General features: G+C 72.6%; 15 protein-coding genes and 1 pseudogene. 11 read left to right on the top strand and 5 right to left on the bottom strand.

All coding sequences use genetic code 11. The features are described 5' to 3' along the window. The first annotated feature begins 150 nt into the window (after positions 1 to 150). The 3 genes from A8W25_RS00805 (at position 151) to A8W25_RS00795 (ending at position 3,646) form a co-directional block, all read left to right on the top strand. Entirely contained in the window at positions 151 to 312 is a 162-nt protein-coding gene (locus A8W25_RS00805) for a hydrophobic protein (protein WP_067154121.1), read from the top strand. A 150-nt stretch (positions 313 to 462) separates the two neighbouring features. Next, positions 463 to 819: a PRC-barrel domain-containing protein gene (locus A8W25_RS00800; RefSeq protein ID WP_067154118.1), complete on the top strand. Its 357-nt coding sequence runs from the start codon at positions 463 to 465 to the stop codon at positions 817 to 819. Positions 820 to 1,249: 430 nt separating this feature from the next. After that, positions 1,250 to 3,646 (top strand): ATP-binding cassette domain-containing protein, encoded by a 2,397-nt coding sequence (locus tag A8W25_RS00795; protein WP_067154115.1) that lies wholly within the window; start codon positions 1,250 to 1,252, stop codon positions 3,644 to 3,646. 48 nt (positions 3,647 to 3,694) lie between these two features. On the opposite strand, the gene A8W25_RS00790 is transcribed toward A8W25_RS00795, so the two are convergent. Next, entirely contained in the window at positions 3,695 to 4,786 is a 1,092-nt protein-coding gene (locus A8W25_RS00790; RefSeq protein ID WP_067154112.1) for a carboxylate-amine ligase, read from the bottom strand. Positions 4,787 to 4,963: 177 nt separating this feature from the next. Between A8W25_RS00790 and A8W25_RS00785 the strand changes: the two genes are divergently transcribed. The 5 genes and pseudogenes from A8W25_RS00785 (at position 4,964) to A8W25_RS00765 (ending at position 11,709) form a co-directional block, all read left to right on the top strand. Next, complete coding sequence (locus A8W25_RS00785; RefSeq protein WP_079125720.1) at positions 4,964 to 5,599, top strand: 2Fe-2S iron-sulfur cluster-binding protein; 636 nt, start codon at positions 4,964 to 4,966, stop codon at positions 5,597 to 5,599. Further along, positions 5,596 to 6,582, top strand: coding sequence for an FAD binding domain-containing protein (locus tag A8W25_RS00780; protein WP_067154110.1), 987 nt, complete (start codon positions 5,596 to 5,598; stop codon positions 6,580 to 6,582). The genes A8W25_RS00785 and A8W25_RS00780 overlap by 4 nt, the downstream gene beginning before the upstream one ends. A 22-nt stretch (positions 6,583 to 6,604) precedes the next feature. Next, positions 6,605 to 8,687 (top strand): annotated as a pseudogene (locus A8W25_RS00775) (xanthine dehydrogenase family protein molybdopterin-binding subunit). A gap of 140 nt (positions 8,688 to 8,827) precedes the next feature. Further along, a complete protein-coding gene (locus tag A8W25_RS00770; RefSeq protein WP_067154108.1) occupies positions 8,828 to 9,331 on the top strand; it encodes a DUF6328 family protein in 504 nt (167 codons plus the stop codon). A gap of 122 nt (positions 9,332 to 9,453) precedes the next feature. Continuing rightward, positions 9,454 to 11,709, top strand: a complete 2,256-nt coding sequence (locus tag A8W25_RS00765) for a SpoIIE family protein phosphatase (RefSeq protein WP_067154105.1) — start codon at positions 9,454 to 9,456, stop codon at positions 11,707 to 11,709. 22 nt (positions 11,710 to 11,731) lie between these two features. Here the strand turns inward: A8W25_RS00765 and A8W25_RS00760 are convergent, their stop codons facing one another. Then, on the bottom strand, positions 11,732 to 14,680 hold the full coding sequence (locus A8W25_RS00760) for a HAMP domain-containing protein (RefSeq protein WP_067154102.1): 2,949 nt from the start codon (positions 14,678 to 14,680) through the stop codon (positions 11,732 to 11,734). Positions 14,681 to 14,846: 166 nt separating this feature from the next. Beyond that, positions 14,847 to 15,263 (bottom strand): ATP-binding protein, encoded by a 417-nt coding sequence (locus A8W25_RS00755; protein ID WP_234386047.1) that lies wholly within the window; start codon positions 15,261 to 15,263, stop codon positions 14,847 to 14,849. Positions 15,264 to 15,432: 169 nt separating this feature from the next. Between A8W25_RS00755 and A8W25_RS00750 the strand changes: the two genes are divergently transcribed. Beyond that, positions 15,433 to 16,377 carry a SigB/SigF/SigG family RNA polymerase sigma factor gene (locus A8W25_RS00750; RefSeq protein WP_079125718.1) on the top strand — a complete coding sequence of 315 codons (945 nt, stop codon included), beginning with the start codon at positions 15,433 to 15,435 and terminating at the stop codon, positions 16,375 to 16,377. 6 nt (positions 16,378 to 16,383) lie between these two features. Here the strand turns inward: A8W25_RS00750 and A8W25_RS00745 are convergent, their stop codons facing one another. Then, positions 16,384 to 16,836 carry an ATP-binding protein gene (locus A8W25_RS00745; RefSeq protein WP_067154098.1) on the bottom strand — a complete coding sequence of 151 codons (453 nt, stop codon included), beginning with the start codon at positions 16,834 to 16,836 and terminating at the stop codon, positions 16,384 to 16,386. A gap of 11 nt (positions 16,837 to 16,847) precedes the next feature. Next, the gene (locus A8W25_RS00740) at positions 16,848 to 17,249 is read right to left on the bottom strand and encodes an STAS domain-containing protein (RefSeq protein ID WP_067154096.1); all 402 of its coding nucleotides are present in this window, start codon (positions 17,247 to 17,249) and stop codon (positions 16,848 to 16,850) included. A 269-nt stretch (positions 17,250 to 17,518) separates the two neighbouring features. Between A8W25_RS00740 and A8W25_RS00735 the strand changes: the two genes are divergently transcribed. Together A8W25_RS00735 and A8W25_RS00730 are read left to right on the top strand one after the other, a co-directional pair. Further along, positions 17,519 to 17,800, top strand: coding sequence for a hypothetical protein (locus A8W25_RS00735; protein ID WP_067154095.1), 282 nt, complete (start codon positions 17,519 to 17,521; stop codon positions 17,798 to 17,800). A 160-nt stretch (positions 17,801 to 17,960) separates the two neighbouring features. Further along, positions 17,961 to 20,042 carry a SpoIIE family protein phosphatase gene (locus A8W25_RS00730; protein ID WP_067154093.1) on the top strand — a complete coding sequence of 694 codons (2,082 nt, stop codon included), beginning with the start codon at positions 17,961 to 17,963 and terminating at the stop codon, positions 20,040 to 20,042. Positions 20,043 to 20,064 lie beyond the last annotated feature (22 nt).

Raw genomic sequence — 20,064 nt, 5'->3', positions numbered from 1 at the left:
CGGCCCTGCGGTGGGGTACCCCTCAGAAGCCTCCCCATTCCCCTGAATGGGTGCCGTGTGAAGGCCGGGAATGCGGCCGCTGATAAATCGGCTGGCGAAATGTGTGTGGGTACCCAATGGGGGCACACGGAGGGCTGGAGGTTGATTTCCATGGTCCCCTTGCTCCTCGTTCTACTGCTGGTTCTGATCCTTTTCGGCGCCGGCTTCGCACTCAAAGTCCTGTGGTGGATCGCGATCGCGGTACTGGTCCTGTGGCTGATCGGCTTCGTCGCCAGGCCGCGGGGCGGATCCGGCCGCTGGTACCGCTGGTAGCGGTGTTCCGCGCGGGAGGTTCCGTCACGGCCGAAAACGCGATGTGTCGGCCGGGAGAACCCGGGCACCCGGTCCGTCGGGAGAGAGCGTCACCGAAGGATTTACGCGGAGGCGCTCTTCCGACGCACCATACGAAAGGAATCACGTTTCATGACGGAGAACATCTGGGGCTACCCGGAAACCAGTGGCCATCTCGCGGGCGCGGATCTGCGGGGCTGGAGCGTCGAGGCGACCGACGGGAGCATCGGCAAGGTCGACAAGCACTCTGACGAGGTCGGCTCCGCGTACATCGTGGTCGACACCGGAGTGTGGATCTTCGGCAAGCACGTGCTGCTGCCCGCGGGTACCGTGACACAGCTCGACGCGGCCGAGAAGAAGGTCTACGTGGACCGTACGAAGGCTCAGATCAAGGCCGCCCCCGAGTTCGACCGGGAGAAGCACCTCGGCGACACCGGCTATCACGACCAGGTCGGTGGCTATTACAGCGGTCGCCCGCCGGTCGTCTGACATCGGCATCAGGAACATCCAGCAAGAGACATGAGTAAGAGCACGAGTAAGAGCACGAGTGAGAGAAAGCCTTGCCTCAGCGGGGCCGCCCTGGGCCAAGAACCCGGGCGGCCCCGCTGCATGTGCACCGGAATTCGCCAACTCCGAGGAATGGGGCGGAGGGCCGGGATGCGGGCCCGTGTGCGTTCATTTCGTGGCGCCGGTTTTCCCTCGACCGGGGCTGTATGTATGCGGCGGGCGCAATTCGAAGGAATTCGCGGTGTGTTCGAGGGGCGGCTCGCGGTGCGAGGCCTGGTGAATGCCCGGAGCCTGCCCGCACCGGGTTCCGTCATCGGGGGCGACGCCGTCCGCCGAAGCTGGTTAGATCGGTCCGGGCGCGGCCCCGGAGTGGATCGCGAAAGGCGCCCCCCATACGGCAGAGGGAGACACGATGAGCACCGCCAGGAGGACGGAGACGCGGCCGCCCGCGCCGGGAGGTGGCGACAGCCACGATCTGCTCCGTGTGCACGGCGCGCGCGTGAACAACCTCAAGGACGTGAGCGTCGAGATCCCCAAGCGGCGGCTGACGGTGTTCACCGGCGTCTCCGGCTCCGGCAAGAGCTCGCTGGTCTTCGACACGATCGCCGCGGAGTCGCAGCGGCTGATCAACGAGACGTACAGCGCCTTCGTCCAGGGCTTCATGCCCACGCTCGCTCGGCCCGAGGTCGACGTCCTCGAAGGGCTGACCACCGCGATCATCGTCGACCAGCAGCGGATGGGCGCCGACCCCCGCTCCACGGTCGGCACCGCCACCGACGCCAACGCGATGCTGCGCATCCTCTTCAGCAGGCTCGGGCAGCCGCACATCGGCTCGCCCAACGCGTTCGCCTTCAACGTCCCCTCGGTCCGGGCCAGTGGATCGATCACGGTCGAGCGCGGTGCCGGCAAGTCCCAGGCCGTGAAGGCGACCTATCAGCGCACCGGCGGCATGTGCCCCCGCTGCGAGGGCCGAGGCTCGGTCTCCGACATCGACCTCACCCAGCTCTACGACGACTCCAAGTCGATCGCCGAGGGCGCGTTCACCATCCCCGGCTGGAAGTCGGACAGCTTCTGGACCGTACGCGTCTACGCCGAGTCGGGCATCCTCGATCCGAACAAGCCGATCCGGCGGTTCACCAAGAAGGAGATGCACGACTTCCTCCACGGGGAGCCGACCAAGGTCAAGGTCGAGGGCGTCAACCTCACCTATGAGGGGCTGATCCCGAAGATCCAGAAGTCGATGCTCTCCAAGGACCGGGAGGCGCTGCAGCCGCACATCCGGGAGTTCGTGGACCGGGCGGTCACCTTCACCGACTGCCCCGAGTGCGACGGCACCCGGCTCAGCGAGGCGGCCCGGTCGTCGAAGATCGCGGGGATCGGCATCGCCGACGCCTGTGCGATGCAGATCAGCGACCTGGCCGAGTGGGTCCGCGGCCTCGACGAGCCCTCGGTGGCGCCGCTCCTCACGACCCTGCGGCGCACCCTCGACTCGTTCGTGGAGATCGGCCTCGGCTACCTCGCCCTGGAGCGGCCGTCGGGCACGCTGTCGGGCGGCGAGGCGCAGCGCGTCAAGATGATCCGCCACCTCGGCTCCTCGCTCACCGACGTCACCTACGTCTTCGACGAGCCCACCACGGGTCTGCACCCCCATGACATCCAGCGGATGAACGAGCTGCTGCTGCGGCTGCGCGACAAGGGCAACACCGTGCTCGTGGTGGAGCACAAGCCGCAGACGATCGCGATCGCCGACCACGTCGTCGACCTCGGCCCCGGCGCGGGCACGGCGGGCGGCACCGTCTGCTTCGAGGGCACGGTGGAGGGGCTGCGCGCGGGGGACACCGTCACCGGTCGCCATCTCGACGACAGGGCCGGCCTCAAGGAGAAGACACGCACGCCCGGCGGCACCCTGGAGATCCGCGGCGCGACCGCGCACAACCTGCGCGAAGTCGACGTCGACCTCCCGCTGGGCGTGCTCTGTGTCGTCACCGGCGTGGCGGGCTCCGGCAAGAGCTCCCTCGTCCACGGCTCGATCCCGCCCGGCGCGGGTGTCGTCTCGGTCGACCAGAGCCCCATCAAGGGGTCCCGGCGCAGCAACCCGGCCACGTACACCGGGCTGCTCGACCCGATCCGCAAGGCGTTCGCCAAGGCCAACGGTGTGAAGCCGGCGCTGTTCAGTGCCAACTCCGAGGGCGCCTGCCCCGGTTGCAACGGTGCCGGAGTCGTCTACACCGACCTGGCGATGATGGCCGGTGTCGCCACCACCTGCGAGGACTGCGAGGGGAAGCGGTTCGAGGCGTCGGTCCTCGACCACCACCTCGGCGGCCGTGACATCAGCGAGGTGCTGGCGATGTCGGTGGGGGAGGCGGAGGAGTTCTTCGCCGACGGCGAGGCGCGCACCCCGGCCGCGCAGCGGATCCTCACCCGGCTCTCCGACGTCGGGCTCGGCTATCTCACCCTCGGCCAGCCGCTCACCACGCTGTCCGGCGGCGAGCGGCAGCGGCTCAAACTGGCCACCCATATGGCCGAGAAGGGCGGCGTATACGTCCTCGACGAGCCGACCACCGGCCTGCACCTGGCCGATGTCGAGCAGTTGCTCGGCCTGCTCGACCGGCTCGTGGACTCCGGCAAGTCGGTCATCGTCGTCGAACACCATCCGGCGGTCATGGCGCACGCCGACTGGATCGTCGACCTCGGCCCGGGCGCGGGCCACGACGGCGGCCGGATCGTCTTCGAGGGCACCCCCGCCGACCTGGTCGCCGCCCGCTCCACCCTCACGGGAGAGCACCTGGCTGACTACGTCGGCGCGTGAGCGCTTCGCCGCCGTGCCGGCCGGCGAAGCGCGTTCAAAGACAGGCTCTCAGACCCTGACGCTCTGGCTGGTGACCAGGTCGATCACTGCCGGAATGCCGCCTTCCGTGAAGGCCCGGTGCTGCCGGTCGGCGCCCGTTCCCCGGCGCAGCAGACGCTGCATCAGGGAGTTCACCTCAAGCCCGTCGCCCGCCGCCTCCAGTGCCGGACCGATGTGCCGCGCCAGCCGGCACAGCACGTCGCCGCAGCTGCGGCGCTCTCCGGCGGGGTCGAGGAGTACACCGTTGAGTCCTTCCCGGGCCGCGCGCCAGGTCGCGGCCTGGAGCAACTCGAGCGGGCATTCCGGTACGGGGTCGCCGTCCTTGTGCTCGCGGATGGCGGTGGCGACCAGGGCGCGGATGATCCCGGCGAGCATCACCGCCTCGTCCACCCGCACCTGTACGTCCAGACAGCGCACCTCGATGGTGGGGTAGCGCTCGGAGAGGCGCGCGTGCCAGTAGAGCTGTCCGCTGTCGCTGACCGCACCGGCCGTGATGAGGGCCTCCGTGCGGCTCTCGTAGTCGTCGAGGTCGGCGAACCGCGGCGGGGGGCCGCTGACGGGCCAGCGGCTGAAGACCAGGGTGCGCCAGCTGGCGAATCCGGTGGTACGGCCGTCCCACAGCGGTGAGTTGACCGACATCGCGAGGAGGGTGGGCAGCCAGACGCGGATCCGGTTGAGCACGGCGACGCCGACCTCGCGGTCGGGCACGCCGACGTGCACATGCATGCCGTTGATCAACTGCTCGTCGACCAGCTGCCCCGCGTTCGTCTGCATCGCCAGATAGCGGGGCCGCGGAGTGACCGGGACGGGGCCCGCGCCGTTGACGGGGGCGGCCCCCACGGCGGCGACTCTGCAGCCCAGCTGCTCCGCCGCGGTCCCCACCGTGTGCCGCAGCCGCACCAGATGGCCGCCCAGCTCCGCCAGCCCCAGGCAGACCGGGGTCGCCACCTCCACCTGAGCCTGGAGCAGCTCAAGCTGCACCTCCGGCTCCTCGACCGTCTCCGGTCCGGTCAGCGCCCGTACTTCTTCCGAACGGGGCAGGGGCCGGCCGGTCACGGGGTCCACCAGCAAATACTCTTCTTCGACCCCAAAGGTGAGCATGACACTTGGTTACCCGCCTCCGGACCGCGCGAACCGGCGTGGGTTTGCGCCAGTCGGCCGGTACGGGCCCGGTGCGAGGGTGCCGCCGAGATGCCGCGGGGCCCCGGCTGTACGAGGGTGGAGACTCCGCCGACCCGTCAGACCGCCACCGACCCGCCAGAACGAGGAGCCGTGAGGATGGAAGCAAGCGATGGCCCGCGTGACCCCGGTCCCGGACCCGGCTCCGACCCGGTCGACCGGGGCGGCGTGCTCCCGCCGACGCATTCGCGCGTGACCCTGCGGGTGAACGACACCGTCCACGTCCTCGAACTCGACCACCGCACCACACTGCTCGACCTGCTGCGCGAGCACCTCGCCCTGACCGGGTCGAAGAAGGGCTGCGACCAGGGCCAGTGCGGGGCGTGCACGGTGCTCGTCGACGGCAGACGGGTCAACAGCTGTCTGCTGCTGGCCGTCGCTCAGGAGGGGTGCGAGGTCGTCACCGTGGAGGGGCTCGCCGACGCGACGGGCGTGGACGGTGCGCTGCATCCCCTGCAACAGGCGTTCCTGGACCGGGACGCGCTCCAGTGCGGCTACTGCACACCGGGCCAGCTCTGCTCGGCCGTGGGCATGCTGGAGGAGGCCAGATCCGGCCGGCCCTCGGTCGTCACCGACACCGAACGGCCGAACGACGCCCCGGTGCATCTGACCGCCGAGGAGATCAGGGAGCGGCTCAGCGGCAACCTGTGCCGCTGCGGGGCTTATCCGCACATCGTGGAGGCGGTGCAGGAAGTGGTCGTACGGGACATGGCCGCCAGGGAGGTGACCGCGTGAAGCCGGTGACCTATGTGCGCGCCCGGAGCGTCGCGGAGGCCGCCGCCGCCCACGCGGGCCGCCCCGAGGCCCGGTACCTGGGCGGCGGCACCAACCTCGTCGACCTGATGAAGCTCGGTGTGGAGCGGCCCGAGGTGCTCATCGACATCAGCCGGCTGCCCCTCGACCAGGTGGAGGAGCTGCCCGACGGCGCGCTGCGGATCGGCGCGACCGTACGCAACAGCGACCTCGCCGCGCACCCGCTGGTCCGCGAGCGGTATCCGGTGCTGTCGCAGGCGCTGCTCAGCGGCGCCTCGGGCCAGTTGCGCAATGTGGCCACCACGGCGGGAAACCTCCTCCAGCGCACCCGCTGCGCCTACTTCCAGGACCTGGGCAAGCCCTGCAACAAGCGGGTGCCGGGCAGCGGCTGCGGCGCGCTGACCGGAGTCAATCGCGACCACGCGGTGCTCGGCCACTCGGAGCACTGCGTCGCCACCCATCCCTCCGATCTGGCCGTCGCGCTGGCTGCCCTGGACGCGGTGGTGGAGATGGCCGGGCCGGGCGGCGGCCGGACGGTCGAGCTGACCGAGTTCCACCGGCTGCCGCAGGACAGCCCGGACCAGGACACCGTGATCGGCCCGGGTGAACTCATCACCGGGGTGCTCCTGCCGCCCCTGCCCGGCGGCGCCGTCTCGCGCTACCGCAAGGCGCGCGACCGGGCGTCGTACGCCTTCGCGCTCGCCTCGGTCGCCGCCGTGGTCCATGTGGAGGGCGGAGCGGTCCGGCACATCGGGGTCGCGTTCGGCGGTCTGGCCCACCGCCCGTGGCGGGCCCGGCGGACGGAGGCCGCGCTGCTCGGCGGGGCGGCCACCCCCGAGGCGGTCGCCCGGGCCGTGGAGGCCGAGTTGGAGGCCGCCGTACCGCTGCGGGACAACGCGTACAAGGTGTCGCTCGCCCGCGACCTCGCGAGCGAAGTCCTCGGTTCGCTCGTCGCGCGGCCCTGAACACCCCGAGAGGAGAGCCGCCGTGGGACCGACCCCGAGCGCACTGGGCGCGTCCGTCGAGCGCCGGGAGGGCCGCGCGAAGGTGACCGGCACCGCCAAGTACGCGACGGAGTACGGGCCGCCGGGGCGGGTCCACGCCTGGCCGGTGCACGATCGCGCGCGGCACGGTCGTCTCCCTCGACACCTCGGCCGCGCTCGCGCTGCCCGGTGTGCTGGCCGTGCTCACGCCGGACTCCGCGCCCCGGCTCGCCGACGCGGGCGATCCGACGCTGGCCGTGCTCCAGGACTTCCGGGTGCCGCACCACGGCTGGCCCGTCGCGCTGGCCGTCGCCGAGACCCTGGAGACGGCCCGGGCGGCCGCCCGGGCGGTGGGGGTCCGCTACACGAGCGAGCCGCACGACGTGACCCTCACCAGGGACCACCCGGCGGCCTACCACCCCGACGAGGTCAACGGGGGCCATCCCGGGGAGCGTCGGCAGGGCGATCCCGAGGGCGCGTTCGCCGACGCGGCGGTACGGGTGGACGTGTCGTACGCGGTGCCCCCGCTGCACAACCACCCCATGGAGCCGCACGGGGCGACCGCGATCTGGCGGGACGGTGTCCTCACCCTCTACGACACCAGCCAGGGCGCCGACACCGTGCGCTCCATCCTGGCCAGGCTCTTCGCCCTGCCCGAGGAGCGGGTGAGCGTGGTCTGCGAGCACGTCGGCGGCGGCTTCGGCTCCAAGGGCACACCCCGCCCGCATGTCGTCCTCGCCGCACTGGCCGCCCAGCACACCGGACGTCCGGTCCAACTCACCCTTCCCAGAAGGGAGTTGACCGAGCTGGTCGGCCATCGCGCCCCGACCCTGCACCGCCTGCGGCTCGGTGCCCGGCCCGACGGCACCCTCACCTCGCTGATCCACGAGGTGACCACGCACACCTCGCGGGTCAAGGAGTTCGTCGAGCAGGCGGCGGTGCCCGCCCGGGTGATGTACGCCAGCGGGAGCAGCCTGACGAGCCACCGGGCGGTGGCCCTGGACGTGCCCACCCCGTCGTGGATGCGCGCACCGGGCGAGTCGCCCGGCATGTACGCGCTGGAGTCCGCCGTCGACGAACTGGCCTGCGCCCTCGGGATGGACCCCGTCGAACTGCGGGTGTGCAACGAGCCCCCGGCCGAGCCCGACAGCGGACACCCCTTCAGCAGCAGGCACCTCGTGGAGTGCCTGCGCGAGGGCGCGGCGCGCTTCGGGTGGGCCGGGCGCGACCCCCGGCCCGGAGTGCGCCGCTCGGGGCCGTGGCTGACCGGCACCGGGGTCGCGGCCGCCACCTATCCGGTCCTGGTCTCGCCCAGCCACGCCACGGTCACCGCCCACTTGGACGGGCTGTACGTCGTACGGATCAACGCCACCGACATCGGCACCGGCGCCCGTACCGTGCTCGCCCAGATCGCGGCCGAGGCGCTCGGCGTCGGTGTGGAGTCGGTCCGCACCGAGATCGGAGTCACCGGGCTGCCCAGGGCCCCGCTCGCGGGCGGCTCGGCCGGTACGGCGTCCTGGGGCTGGGCCGTGCACGAGGCGTGCCGGGACCTGGTGCGCCGACTCGCCGACGGGCCCGGCCCGTTGCCGCCCGGGGGACTGATGGCGTCCGCCGACACGGAGGGCACGGCCGACGCGGACTCCCCGTACGCGCGGCACGCGTTCGGCGCCCACTTCGCCGAAGCCGCCGTCGACACCGACACCGGCGAGGTACGGGTGCGCCGGCTGCTCGGGGTGTACGCGGCGGGGCGGATCCTCAACGCCCGCACCGCCCGCTCCCAGTTCATCGGCGGGATGGTCATGGGCCTGGGCATGGCGCTCACCGAGGGCGGCAGCGTGGACCCCGCCTCCGGCGCCTTCATCGGCAGCGACCTCGCGGGCTACCACGTGCCCAGCCACGCCGACGTGCCCGCGATCGAGGCGCACTGGATCGACGAGGAGGACCCCCACCTCAACCCGATGGGCAGCAAGGGCATCGGGGAGATCGGCATCGTGGGGACGGCCGCCGCGATCGGCAACGCGGTCCACCACGCCACCGGTATCCGCTTCCGGGAGCTGCCGCTGACCCCGGACCGCGTACACCTCTGAGGCTCATCCGCGGCGGCGGTGGCCCTCCGGGGTCTGCCCGCCTGATTGCGATCCGTGAGAGCGGGTACCGATGCGTGACCGCTCGCGCGGCGCGGGAGCGGGCGGCCGTTCCGGGACGCGGACAGCGGCAGGAGGATGTCATGGACAGCGACGGCGGGGGCAGGCGGCGTTCCGGTGACGGGCGCGACGAGAGTCCCGAGGACCGCGCCGACCGCAAGTGGGGCGACCTCCTCCAGGAGATCAGGGTGGCCCAGACCGGTGTGCAGATCCTCTTCGGCTTCCTGCTGACCGTCGCCTTCACCCCGCTCTTCCACGAACTGGGCCATGTCGAGAAGGGGATCTACGTCTGCACGGTCGTCCTCGGATCGGCGACCACGGGCGCCCTGGTGGCCCCGGTCTCCTTCCACCGGATCCTGGCCGGCCGCCACATCAAACCGACCGCCGTCGCCTGGGCCTCCCGGCTCACCGTCATCGGCCTGGTGCTGCTCCTCGCCACGATGACCTCCTCGCTGGTGCTGGTGCTGCGGGTGGCGACGCACGGCGGGTACTGGCCGTGGCTGGTGGGCGCGGTGGTGGTCTGGTACCTGGTGTGCTGGTTCGTACTGCCGCTGTGGGTACGCCACCGGCACACCACACAGGAGTGACGGCACCGGGCGCATGACCGGCCCCGTGCCCGGTGCCAGCGCGAGAGCCGAAGAGGCCGCGCGGGTAAAATCCGCAGGGGACCCATTGGCCCGCTCTCCGACCGTTCGGGACGGGAGAAGCCGTGATCAGACCGGTGCCGGACACCTCGGGGACGGGGGGCGCGCAGACCGCCTCCACCATCGCCGCGCTGTCCGCCGAGGCCGACCGGCTCCGCGCCGAAGGCGCCCGCCGGCACCTCCTCGACCTGGCCACCGGGGTCCTCGCGGCACAGTTGCAGGTCGGCCCGGCGCAGGCGCGCGAGCATCTGGAGAAGCTCTCCCAGGACACCGGGGTCAGCCCGCAGGACCTGGCCGCGGACGTGGTGAACGGCGTCGCGGGCGACCCCGACGCCGCAGGGAGCGCACCGCCCCTCGCCGAGGCCCGCAGGGCCCGCCGGGCGCTGGCGGCCGCCGAGACGTACGAGCGGGTCGACGAATCCGCCCGGGCGCTGCTGGAGGGCGGTCTCGCGCCCCTGGGCGCCCAGAGCCTGTGGCTGTGGCGCCTCACGGAGACGGGCTGTCTGCGGCTCGCCGGGCACGCGGGGGTCGGCGCCGCCGAAGCGGTGGTGTGGCAGTGGATCCCGCCGGGCGCTCCCGCGATGTTCCACGCGGCCGTGGTCGACGGCAGCCCCTGCTGGCTCGGCTCCGGCCCGCCGCTGGGCGAGGTGCTGCCTGGCCCCGGGAGGCGGGCGGGCCGGGCGCTGGTGCCGCTGAGCACCCAGGGGACGGTCGTGGGCCTGGCGCTCGCCGTGTGGCCCGAGCCGGTGGACTTCGACCCGAGGCTGCGGCGCGCCCTCACCGGGCTGATGGAGGTCGCCGGAACCGTACTCGCCGGGGACGACAGCGAGCCGTCCGAGATGCCCGCGCTGATGGACGTACTGGACGCGCTCGGCCATCCCGCGATGGTGCTGCGGGGAGCGCCCGAGTCGCTGGCACTGTCGGTCGAGTACACCAACGGCGCCGCCGACCGGAGCCTGGGCGGCTCCGCGCCCCCCGTCGGCCGGCCGCTCGCCCTCGCCTTCCCCTACGTCCACGCCGAGCTGTCCCGGCTGGCCCGGGGCGCCCACGGCTCGGCCCGGCGGCAGAGCGTGGCCCGGCTGCCCCGGATCGCCGACGAGGCGAGGGCCGCACCGCTGCTCGACGTCCGGGTCCTGCCCGCCGGCACGGACCGGACCGTGGTGCTCTGGCACGCCGTCAGCGACCCCGAGATGTCCGAGAGCCGGGCCGTCGGCCACCTCGAAGGGGTGGCGCTGTTCCGGGACAGCCTGGTGGGCGACGACACGGTGTGGTCGGCGCCCGCCTACCGCATCTTCGGCGTCGACCGGGACAGGGCGCCCGTCCCGCTGCTCGCCATGCGGCCCTGGCTGCACCCGGAAGACGGCGACGTCCTGACCCAGCTGCTCACCACGCTCACCGAACGCCAGCGGGGCGCGCTCGCCGTGCTGAGGATCATCCGTGCCGACGGAACCCTGCGCCATGTCCGGGTCGCCGCGGAACCGCTCGTCGACGACGGGGTGGTCACCGCCATCACCGGCGTCTACCAGGACGTGTCCGCCAGCCGGCGCACCGAGGCCGCGCTGACGGCCACGTTCGACCAGCTCACCGCCGTACAGAAGCAGGCGGCGCTCAGCGACGAGATGGCCCTGCGGCTCCAGCAGGCCATCGTGCCCGAGGCACTGGGGATCCAGGAGCTGCCCGGACTCTCGGTCGCGGCCCGCTACCGGCCGGCCGCACAGGAGTACCGCGTCGGCGGCGACTGGTACGACGCGCTGCCGCTGCCCAGCGGCGGAGTGCTGTTGGCGGTCGGCGACATCGCCGGACACGGCATCGACTCCGCGACGGGCATGGTGGCGCTGCGCAACGCACTGCGGGGACTGGCCTTCAGCGGCCACGCCCCGGGGCGGCTGATGGAGTGGCTCAACGAGGTGACCCTCCGTACGAGCGGAGCACCGACCGCCACCGCGGTGTGCGCCCTCTACGATCCGGCCGACCGCTCACTGCGGTGGGCGAGCGCCGGGCATCTGCCCCTGCTCCTGCTGCGCGAGGGCCGCGCACGGCTGCTCGACGGGCCGCACGACCTGCTGCTCGGCGCGACGCCGTCCGTGACGTACCAGGAGCTGCGCACGCCGCTGCACCCGGGCGACACCCTGCTGCTCTACACGGACGGCCTGATCGAGCGGCGCCACGACGCGCTCGACCAGGGGCTGGAGACACTGGTGGGCCTCGCCGAGCGGTGGAGCGGGTGCGAGGTCGACGAGCAGGTGGAGCGGCTGCTCGAAGCGGCGACCGGCGACACGGACGACGACACCAGCGTTGTCGCGATAAGGGTACGGGAGTGAACTTCCTCTGTATGTGCGGGAGTTATGGCGTCGATCCCTTGAGGTGATCGCGGATGACGGCCAGCAGTCCGTCCGCGTCGACGGGTTTGGCGACGTACTCGTCGACCCCCGCGGCGAGTGCCTTGGCGCGCTCGCCGGGCATCGCCTTCGCGGTCACCGCGATGACGGGGAGGGTGGCGAAGCGGGGTATGCGCCGGATCGCGGCGGTGGCCGCGTAGCCGTCCATCCCGGCCATCATCACGTCCATCACCACCAGGTCGATGTCCTCGCGGGCGGTCAGCAGGTCGATCCCGGCCTGGCCCCCGGCCGCCGTCAGCACCACCATTCCGGCGTGTTCGAGGATCTGGGTGAGCGCGAAGACGTTGCGGGCGTCGTCGTCGACCACCAGGACGGTGTGTCCGGACGGCGCGGGCTCGGCAGCCGCCTCGTCGCGCGGTACGGGCGGCTCCTCGGCGTCGTGGTCCGCGCGCCGGCCGGGAAGCCCGTCGAGCGGCAGATAGAGGGTGAAGGTGCTGCCCCGGCCCACCGAGCTCTCCGCGACGATCACCCCGCCGAGCAGCCGGGCCACCTCGCGGCTGATGGACAGACCGAGGCCGGTGCCGCCGTAGCGCCGGGCGGCGGTGCCGTCGCCCTGCTGGAACGCGCCGAAGACGCTCTCCAGCCGGTCCTCGGGGATGCCCACCCCGGTGTCGGTGACCCGGAAGGCGAGCGCGGGGCTTGAGGGGCCCAGGACGTGCGGGAGTTCATCGGCGGTGGCGCGGTGGATGTCGAGCCGGACATGGCCGGTCTCGGTGAACTTCAGGGCGTTGGAGAGCAGGTTGCGCAGGATCTGGCGCAGCCGGGCCTCGTCGGTGGTGAGCTCCTCGGGGAGGCCGGGGGCGGCCACGACCTGGAAGTCCAGGGCGCGTTCGGCGGCCACCGGCCGGAACGTCGCCTCCAGGTAGTCGAGCAGCTGCCGCAGCGAGAACGGCTCGGGTCGGATGTCCATCTTGCCGGCCTCGACCTTGGAGAGGTCCAGGATGTCGTTGATGAGCTGGAGCAGGTCGGAGCCCGCCGAGTGGATGACCTCGGCGTAGTCGACCTGCTTCTCCGTCAGGTTCCCGTCCGGGTTCTGGGCGAGCAGCCGGGCCAGGATGAGCAGGCTGTTGAGCGGGGTACGCAGCTCGTGGCTCATGTTGGCCAGGAACTGCGACTTGTACATCGACGTCCGCGACAGCTGCTGGGCCCGGACCTCCAGCTCCTGGCGGGCCTGCTCGATCTCCAGGTTCTTGCCCTCGATGTCCCGGTTGCGGTCGGCGAGCAGCGCGGCCTTCTCCTGGAGCTCGGCGTTGGAGCGCTGGAGCTCCTGCTGCTGCTCCTGCAACTCCTGGGAGCGGGTGCGCAGTTCGGAGGTGAGCCGCTGCGACTCCCCGAGCAGCTGGTCGGTGCGGACGCTGGCGATGAGCGAGCCGACGTTGACGCCGACCGTCTCGATGAACTGGTCCAGGAAATCGCGGTGCAACTCGCTGAACGGGCGCAGCGCGGCCAGTTCCACCACGCCGAGCACCTGCTCCTCGACCACCACCGGCAGGATGATCAGCTGGCCGGGGTCGGCGGATCCGGCGCCGGAGGCGATCCTGACGTAACCCGGCGGGACCCGGTCCACCACGACCGGGCGTTTGCTGCGGGCGGCCTCGCCGACCAGCGACTGGCCGAGGAGGAAGCGGCGCGGGCCCGCGGCCGGGTCGTCGGGGGAGCCGTAGGCGGCGGTCATGACGAGTTCCGTGCCGTGCCGGTCCTCGTGGGTCAGGAAGAAGGCGCCGTACTGCGCGGACACCAGCGGCGGCACCTCGCTCATGATCAGCGCGGCGAGGTCGGCCAGGTTGCCGGTGCCCTGGACGAGCCCGGAGACCCGGGCGAGGTTGGTCTTGAGCCAGTCCTGGGCCTCGTTGGCCCGGGTGGTGGCCCGCAGGGACTCGACCATCGCGTTGATGTTGTCCCGGAGGTCGCCCACCTCGCCGGGCGCGTCGACGGTGATCGAGCGGGTGAGGTCGCCCTCGGCGACGGCGCTGGTCACCTCGGCGATCGCGCGGACCTGCCGGGTGAGGTTGCCGGCCAGCTCGTTGACGTTCTCGGTGAGCCGCTTCCACGTGCCCGAGACGCCCTCCACCTCAGCCTGGCCGCCGAGCCGCCCCTCGCTGCCCACCTCCCGGGCGACCCGGGTGACCTCGGCGGCGAACGACGACAGCTGGTCGACCATCGTGTTGATGGTGGTCTTGAGCTCCAGGATCTCGCCGCGCGCGTCCACGTCGATCCTGCGGGTGAGGTCGCCGCCCGCCACGGCCGTGGTGACCTGGGCGATGTTGCGCACCTGGCTGGTCAGGTTGTTCGCCATGAAGTTGACGTTGTCGGTGAGGTCCTTCCAGGTGCCCGACACACCGCGCACGGTCGCCTGGCCACCGAGCTTGCCGTCGGTGCCCACCTCCCGGGCCACCCGCGTGACCTCCTCGGCGAAGGACGAGAGGCGGTCGACCATCGTGTTGATGGTCTCCTTCAGCTCAAGGATCTCGCCGCGCGCGTCCACCCGGATCTTCTGGGTGAGGTCACCGCGCGCCACCGCCGTGGCCACCTGCGCGATGGAGCGCACCTGTGAGGTGAGGTTGTCGGCCATGGTGTTCACACCGGAGGTCAGCTCCAGCCACACCCCCCGTACCCGCGGCTCCCTGGCGTGACCGCCGAGCAGTCCCTGGCCGCCCACCTCCCGGGCCACCCGGGTGACCTCGGAGGTGACCAGGGACAACTGCTCCACCATCCCGTTGTAGATGGTCGCGATCTCGCCGAGGAGGCCGCCCGCGTCGTCGGGCAGCCGGGCCGACAGATTTCCGTCCCGTACGGCCGTGAGCCCCGCGAGGAGCCTGCGCAGCGCGTCCTCGGCCGGCTCCGCCGCGGTGTGGGGGGAGCCGTCGCCGGGGGTGCGGGCGGGCACATCCATCGCAACCTCGCATCGGGCCGTCGTGGCGCAGCCCATGAGCGGCTCGCGGGCGCGGTGGCGCGCGGGTGCGGCCGACTCGACGGGCGCCTCCACTCTGGCACGATCGGCCCGCGCCGACATCCCGGGGCGGGAGCCCTACGGGAGGCCTGGACGTGCGGGAGGCCGTTCAGAGGGCCATCCCGGGCGGGCGGGGCACCGGCACCTCGAACCACACGGTCTTTCCGCGCCCCCGCGGCACCCAGCCCCAGGCCGAGGAGAGCCTCTTCAGCAGATACAGACCGTGGCCGGAGGACCGGGCGGGGCGGTGTTTTCCGTGGGGGTGCGGCCGCTCGGGGCTGTTGTCGCTGACCTGCACCCACAGCTTGCCGGCCGTGCGGTCGAGGCGGAGCTCGTAGGGAGCGCCCCCGTGGGTGCACGCGTTGGTGACCACCTCGGAGACCAGCAGCAGCACGTCCTCCACCGCCGCGCGCTCGTGGACGCCGCGGGTGCCGAGCCACTCGTCGAGGACCTCACGGGTGAGATCGCGGCACTGGCCCACCACACCGGGTCCCTTTTCCAGGCTGAACCGGCGACTGTCCGTCACACGTTCCCCGGCCTGCGCACGATGCATACCCGGCGGGTGCCCGGACCTCCGGCCGTCAATCATCATCCGCATCAAACCACTGAAAAACGGGCATCACCCCTTCAGGACGCTCGGACGACGGACCCGCCGCCACCTGGCGGCGCAGGCCCCCGCCCCGTCGAGGAGCCCCATGCCCACCGCCCGTGAGGACACGATCCGTACGCAGCCGCCACCGGCGGCGTCGGCGGTGCGGCGCCGCGCGCTGGACGGCATAGCCGAGACGGCCCGGCCCCAGGACCTCAGTACCCGCGACGCGCAGTCGCTCTCGGAGGCCATGTTCCGCCGGCTCGCCGAGCTCGACGAGGGCACGCCGGAGCACGCGTACGTACGGAACACGCTGGTCGAGCTCAACCTCAGCCTGGTCAGGTTCGCCGCGCGGCGGTTCCGCAACCGGGCCGAGCCGACGGAGGACATCGTCCAGGTCGGCACCATCGGCCTGATCAAGGCGATCAACCGCTTCGACGTGGAGCGGGGTGTGGAGTTCTCCTCGTTCGCGCTGCCGACGATCACCGGCGAGATGAAGCGGTTCTTCCGGGATACCAGCTGGGCGGTCCAGGTGCCCCGCAGGCTCCAGGAGCTGCGGCTGCGGCTGGCCGGGGCGCTGGAGTCGCTCGGCCAGGAGCTGGGGCGCCCGCCCACGACGGGGGAGCTCGCCGCCCGCCTCGGGGTGACGGAGGCCGAGATCATCGAGGGCGAGAAGGCGGCCAACGGGTACATGGCGCGTTCGCTGGACTACCCGGACGACGACTCCGGAGCCGCGCCCGGGCCCCTGCGCAGACTGGGCGAGGAGGAGGGCGCGTTCGAGGTGGTCGAGTCGCTGGAGTCCCTCAAACCGCTCATCGCGGGCCTCACGGACCGTGAGCGCACGCTGCTGTCGCTGCGCTTCGGCGAGGAGCTGACACAGGCCGAGATCGGCGCCAGGGTGGGGCTCTCGCAGATGCACGTCTCGCGTCTGCTGGCCCAGCTCCTGGAACGGCTGCGCGCGGGACTGCTCGAAGACGAACCGGCCTCCGAACCGGCCTCCGAACCGGTCGGTTCGCGGGCGTCCGCGGCCCGGTCAGCGGCTCGCGGGTGAGCGGCGCTACCCCGGCGACCGCGTCCGTTCCGCCCACGACGGCAGCGCGACCTCCAGCCAGACCACCTTGCCCGTCCCCAGCGGCGTCGAGCCCCAGTCCTCGGCGAGCCGGTCGAGCACCATCAGACCGTGGCCGCCGGGCAGCGAGGGCGCCCTGGGGCGGCGTGCGGGCATGACGGGGCTGCCGTCGGCGACCTCCACCCGCAGGCGGCCGTCCCGGTGGCGCAGCACCAGCTCCTGCGGCCCGCCCGCGTGCAGACAGGCGTTGGTGACGACCTCGGAGACGAGCAGGAGCACGTCGTCCACGCGCTCGCGGTCGTCCCCCGCCGCGGCCGTGGCCCACCCCCAGTCGGCCAGCGCCCGCGCGGTGAAGTCCCGGCAGCGGGTCACCACGCCCTTCGTACCGAAGAGCTCAAGGCGGCGGATCTGGCTCCGCCCGGCCCGGCCCGTGTCGCCCATCGCTCTCTCCGCTACCCGGGCGGGCGGCCCGCGAGCGCCTCGTCCAGGTCGGTGTGGATACGGAACACCGCGTCCGCACCGGTGATCTCGAACATCCGGGCGACGGGCGGCTGGAGCGCCGCGAGCTCGATGTCGGCCCCCGCGGTCTGCGCGGCCGCCGACCGGGCCCGCAGCAGCACGTTCAGACCGGTCGAGTCGCAGAACCGCAGACCCGTGCAGTCGACCACGATCCGCGCCGGAGCGGCGGCGATCTGCTCGGTGAGCGCGGTACGCAACGGCTCGACCGTGTCGTGGTCCAGCTCGCCGGTGAGCGAGAGCACCGCCGCCCCGGCGATCCGCCGCGCCGCGACGGTGAACCGTCTGTCCCCGGCGGTGTCCCCGTCGTGCGAGCCGTCGGTGGTGTCCGATGCCATGGGTTCACCCGTCCTTCGCCACTGCTCGGTGGTGCTGCGCACCGGGCGCCGAGGGCGCCTGTAGGAAGAGTGCCCAATGATCGGCGCTCTAGTGCGTGGGCGGGGCGCGGGCCCAGCCCACCCATCCTCCCCGGCCCGGCCGGCTTCCGCGATCGGTGCGGCCGGGCCGGGCGAGTGTGCCCGGTATCGGCCACGTTCTGGTTTGAGCCACTGATCCGGGGTGACCCGGCAGACAGCGTGAGAACCCGGCGAACGAGAGAGAGGCACCGATGGGTATCACCGACAGCGCGGCCAGGCTCGCGGCCGAGGCGGATCTGAAGGGACGCGCGACCCACGCCACGCACCGCACGGGCACGGCGGCGGCCGGGGTCCGGACGGCGGCGGGCCAGGCGGCCCGCACGGTCCGGGACCACACCCCCGCGCCCGTACGCCGGGTGACGGCCGCGGCGGCGATGGCCGGGCGCGCCCGCCCCCGCAGGCTCGTCTCCGCCGTGGCGGCCGTGGCAGCGGCGGCGCTCGTTCTGCGGCGGCGGCGCGACCGGAGGAAGTGACGGCGGGCGGCGGAGGCGGCTCCCCGCACCGTTCGACGTACCCCCGGTCGCACGCCCGGGCGTCCGGGCGCAGCATGGAAGGCGGAAAGTCGTGCCGATCGGCCTGGGCCTGGCCAGCGGGCGTGTCCCGCACAGGGGCGTACGGGTGAGGAGGCCGGTGATGGCTGGTGCGCAGTCCTTCCCGGCCGGTTCGGGGGCGAGAGACCCGTCGCTGGTGGCCGGCGGTCTGCTGGACGTGCTCGGGGTGGCCGCGGTCGTGCTCGACGCCGAGGGCCGCATCCGGCTGTGGAGTCCGCAGGCCAAGCGGGTGTACGGATACACCGCCGCGGAGGCACTCGGGCAGTACGCCGCGAAGCTCCTGGTGGACGAGGAGCACCGCCATGTGGTGCTGGAGCTGTTCGCCCAGGTGATGTCCGGCGAGGGCACCTGGGCGGGGGTGTTCCCGGTCCGGCACAAGGACGGCAGCACGCTGCTGGTGGAGTTCCGCAACGTACGCCTCGAAGCCGACAACGGCCGGATGTTCGCCCTGGGACTGGCCTCCGAGCAGGCGACGCTGCGGCGGGTGGAGCGGGATCTGGCCCTCTCGCTGCGGCTCGTGGACCAGTCGCCCATCGGCCTGGCGGTCCTCAACACCGAGCTGCGGTACGTCCTGGTGAACCCCGCGCTTGAGCGCATCAACGGCGTTCCGGCCGACGAGCACCTCGGGCGCCGGATCGTGGACGTACTGCCGTTCCTGGACGGCGCCGGTGTCGAGGCGCGGATGCGCGAGGTGATGGCGTCCGGGCGCCCGGTGCTCGACGAGTTCACCACCGGCCGCACCGCCGCCGACCCCGGGCGCGACCACGCCTGGCTGGTGTCGGTGTACCGGCTCGACGACCAGGCAGGTCATGTCCTCGGCGTCGCGGTGTCCGTCGTCGATGTGACCGAGCAGCACGAGGCCGCCGTCTCCGCCGCCCAGGCCCGGCGCCGGCTCTCGCTGATCGCGGACGCTTCGGTCCGTATCGGCACCACCCTCGACCTGGAGGTGACGGCCCGCGAGCTGGCCGACGTCGCCGTCCCGGAGGTCGCCGACATCGCGGCCGTCGACGTGCTCGACACCGTCCTGGCCGGTCCCCGGCCGGGGGAGGCGGACGGCGGCGCCGTGCGCTTCCGCGCGTTGGCGCTCAACGCGGCCTACCCCACCGAAGCCACCTCCGCCGCCGACCCGGTCGGCGACGTCGCCCTGTACGGCCCCACCCGGCTGGTGACCCAGTGCGCCCGCACGGGCCGCCCCGTCCTCGTCCCCCGGGTACGCCCCCAGGACCTGCCGCGCATCGCCCGCAACGAGGACGCCGTCCACCTCCTGGCCGCCGCCGGAGTGCACTCCTATCTGGCCGTCCCCCTCATCGCGCGCGGCCAGGTCCTCGGCGCGCTGGACCTCAAACGGGCCCGCAACCCCGCGCCGTTCAGCAAGGACGACGTCCTGCTCGCCACCGAACTCGCCGCGCGCGCGGCCGTGTCCATCGACAACGCCCGCTGGTACCAGCGCCAGCGCGAGACGGCTCTGATGCTGCAACGCCACCTGCTGCCCCAACGCCCGGCCGCCCCCAGCGGGCTGGACATCGCCTACCGCTACCAGCCGGCGGCGGCCGACGACGAGACCGGCGGCGACTGGTTCGACGTCATCGCCCTCAGCGGCGACCGTACGGCACTCGTCGTCGGCGATGTGATGGGCAGCGGCATCAACGCCGCCGCCACCATGGGCCAACTGCGCGCCACGGCCCGCGCCCTGGCCCGGCTCGACCTGGACCCCGCCACCGTACTGACCCATCTGGACGCGGCCACCGCCGATCTGGGGGATGCGACGGCGACGTGTGTGTACGCGCTCTACGACCCCCATACGCATCTGTGCCACATCGCGGTCGCCGGTCACCCGCCCCCGGTGCACCTGCGGCCCGGCCGCCCGCCCCGGCTGCTCGACCTGCCCACCGGAGCGCCGCTCGGCGTGGGCGGTGTCCCGTTCTCGACGACCGCCGTCAGCCTCGACCCGGGGGACGACCTCGTCCTGTACACGGACGGCCTGATCGAGACCCGTGACCAGGACATCGACACCCGTCTTGCGACCCTCACCGACCTGCTGACCGGCCCCAGCCGCCCGCTGGAGGACACCTGCGACTTCCTGCTCGCCGCTCTGCGCCGCCCGGACACCCACGACGACGTCGCCCTGCTCATCGCCCGGGCCCACGCGCTCGCGGCCGGCTGACCGGGCGCGCGGGGCTGCGGTG

The organism is Streptomyces sp. ERV7, from assembly GCF_001653515.1.
In the GTDB taxonomy this organism is placed as follows: Bacteria; Actinomycetota; Actinomycetes; order Streptomycetales; family Streptomycetaceae; genus Streptomyces.
This window is presented reverse-complemented; position numbering and strand designations above follow the sequence as displayed.

Coding starts and splice junctions, on each gene's coding strand:
- A8W25_RS00750 (WP_079125718.1), top strand. CDS start 15,433: ATGCCCACCGCCCGTGAGGACACGATCCGTACGCAGCCGCCACCGGCG.
- A8W25_RS00745 (WP_067154098.1), bottom strand. CDS start 16,836: ATGGGCGACACGGGCCGGGCCGGGCGGAGCCAGATCCGCCGCCTTGAG.
- A8W25_RS00735 (WP_067154095.1), top strand. CDS start 17,519: ATGGGTATCACCGACAGCGCGGCCAGGCTCGCGGCCGAGGCGGATCTG.
- A8W25_RS00770 (WP_067154108.1), top strand. CDS start 8,828: ATGGACAGCGACGGCGGGGGCAGGCGGCGTTCCGGTGACGGGCGCGAC.
- A8W25_RS00795 (WP_067154115.1), top strand. CDS start 1,250: ATGAGCACCGCCAGGAGGACGGAGACGCGGCCGCCCGCGCCGGGAGGT.
- A8W25_RS00760 (WP_067154102.1), bottom strand. CDS start 14,680: ATGGATGTGCCCGCCCGCACCCCCGGCGACGGCTCCCCCCACACCGCG.
- A8W25_RS00740 (WP_067154096.1), bottom strand. CDS start 17,249: ATGGCATCGGACACCACCGACGGCTCGCACGACGGGGACACCGCCGGG.
- A8W25_RS00805 (WP_067154121.1), top strand. CDS start 151: ATGGTCCCCTTGCTCCTCGTTCTACTGCTGGTTCTGATCCTTTTCGGC.
- A8W25_RS00790 (WP_067154112.1), bottom strand. CDS start 4,786: ATGCTCACCTTTGGGGTCGAAGAAGAGTATTTGCTGGTGGACCCCGTG.
- A8W25_RS00785 (WP_079125720.1), top strand. CDS start 4,964: ATGGAAGCAAGCGATGGCCCGCGTGACCCCGGTCCCGGACCCGGCTCC.
- A8W25_RS00730 (WP_067154093.1), top strand. CDS start 17,961: ATGGCTGGTGCGCAGTCCTTCCCGGCCGGTTCGGGGGCGAGAGACCCG.
- A8W25_RS00800 (WP_067154118.1), top strand. CDS start 463: ATGACGGAGAACATCTGGGGCTACCCGGAAACCAGTGGCCATCTCGCG.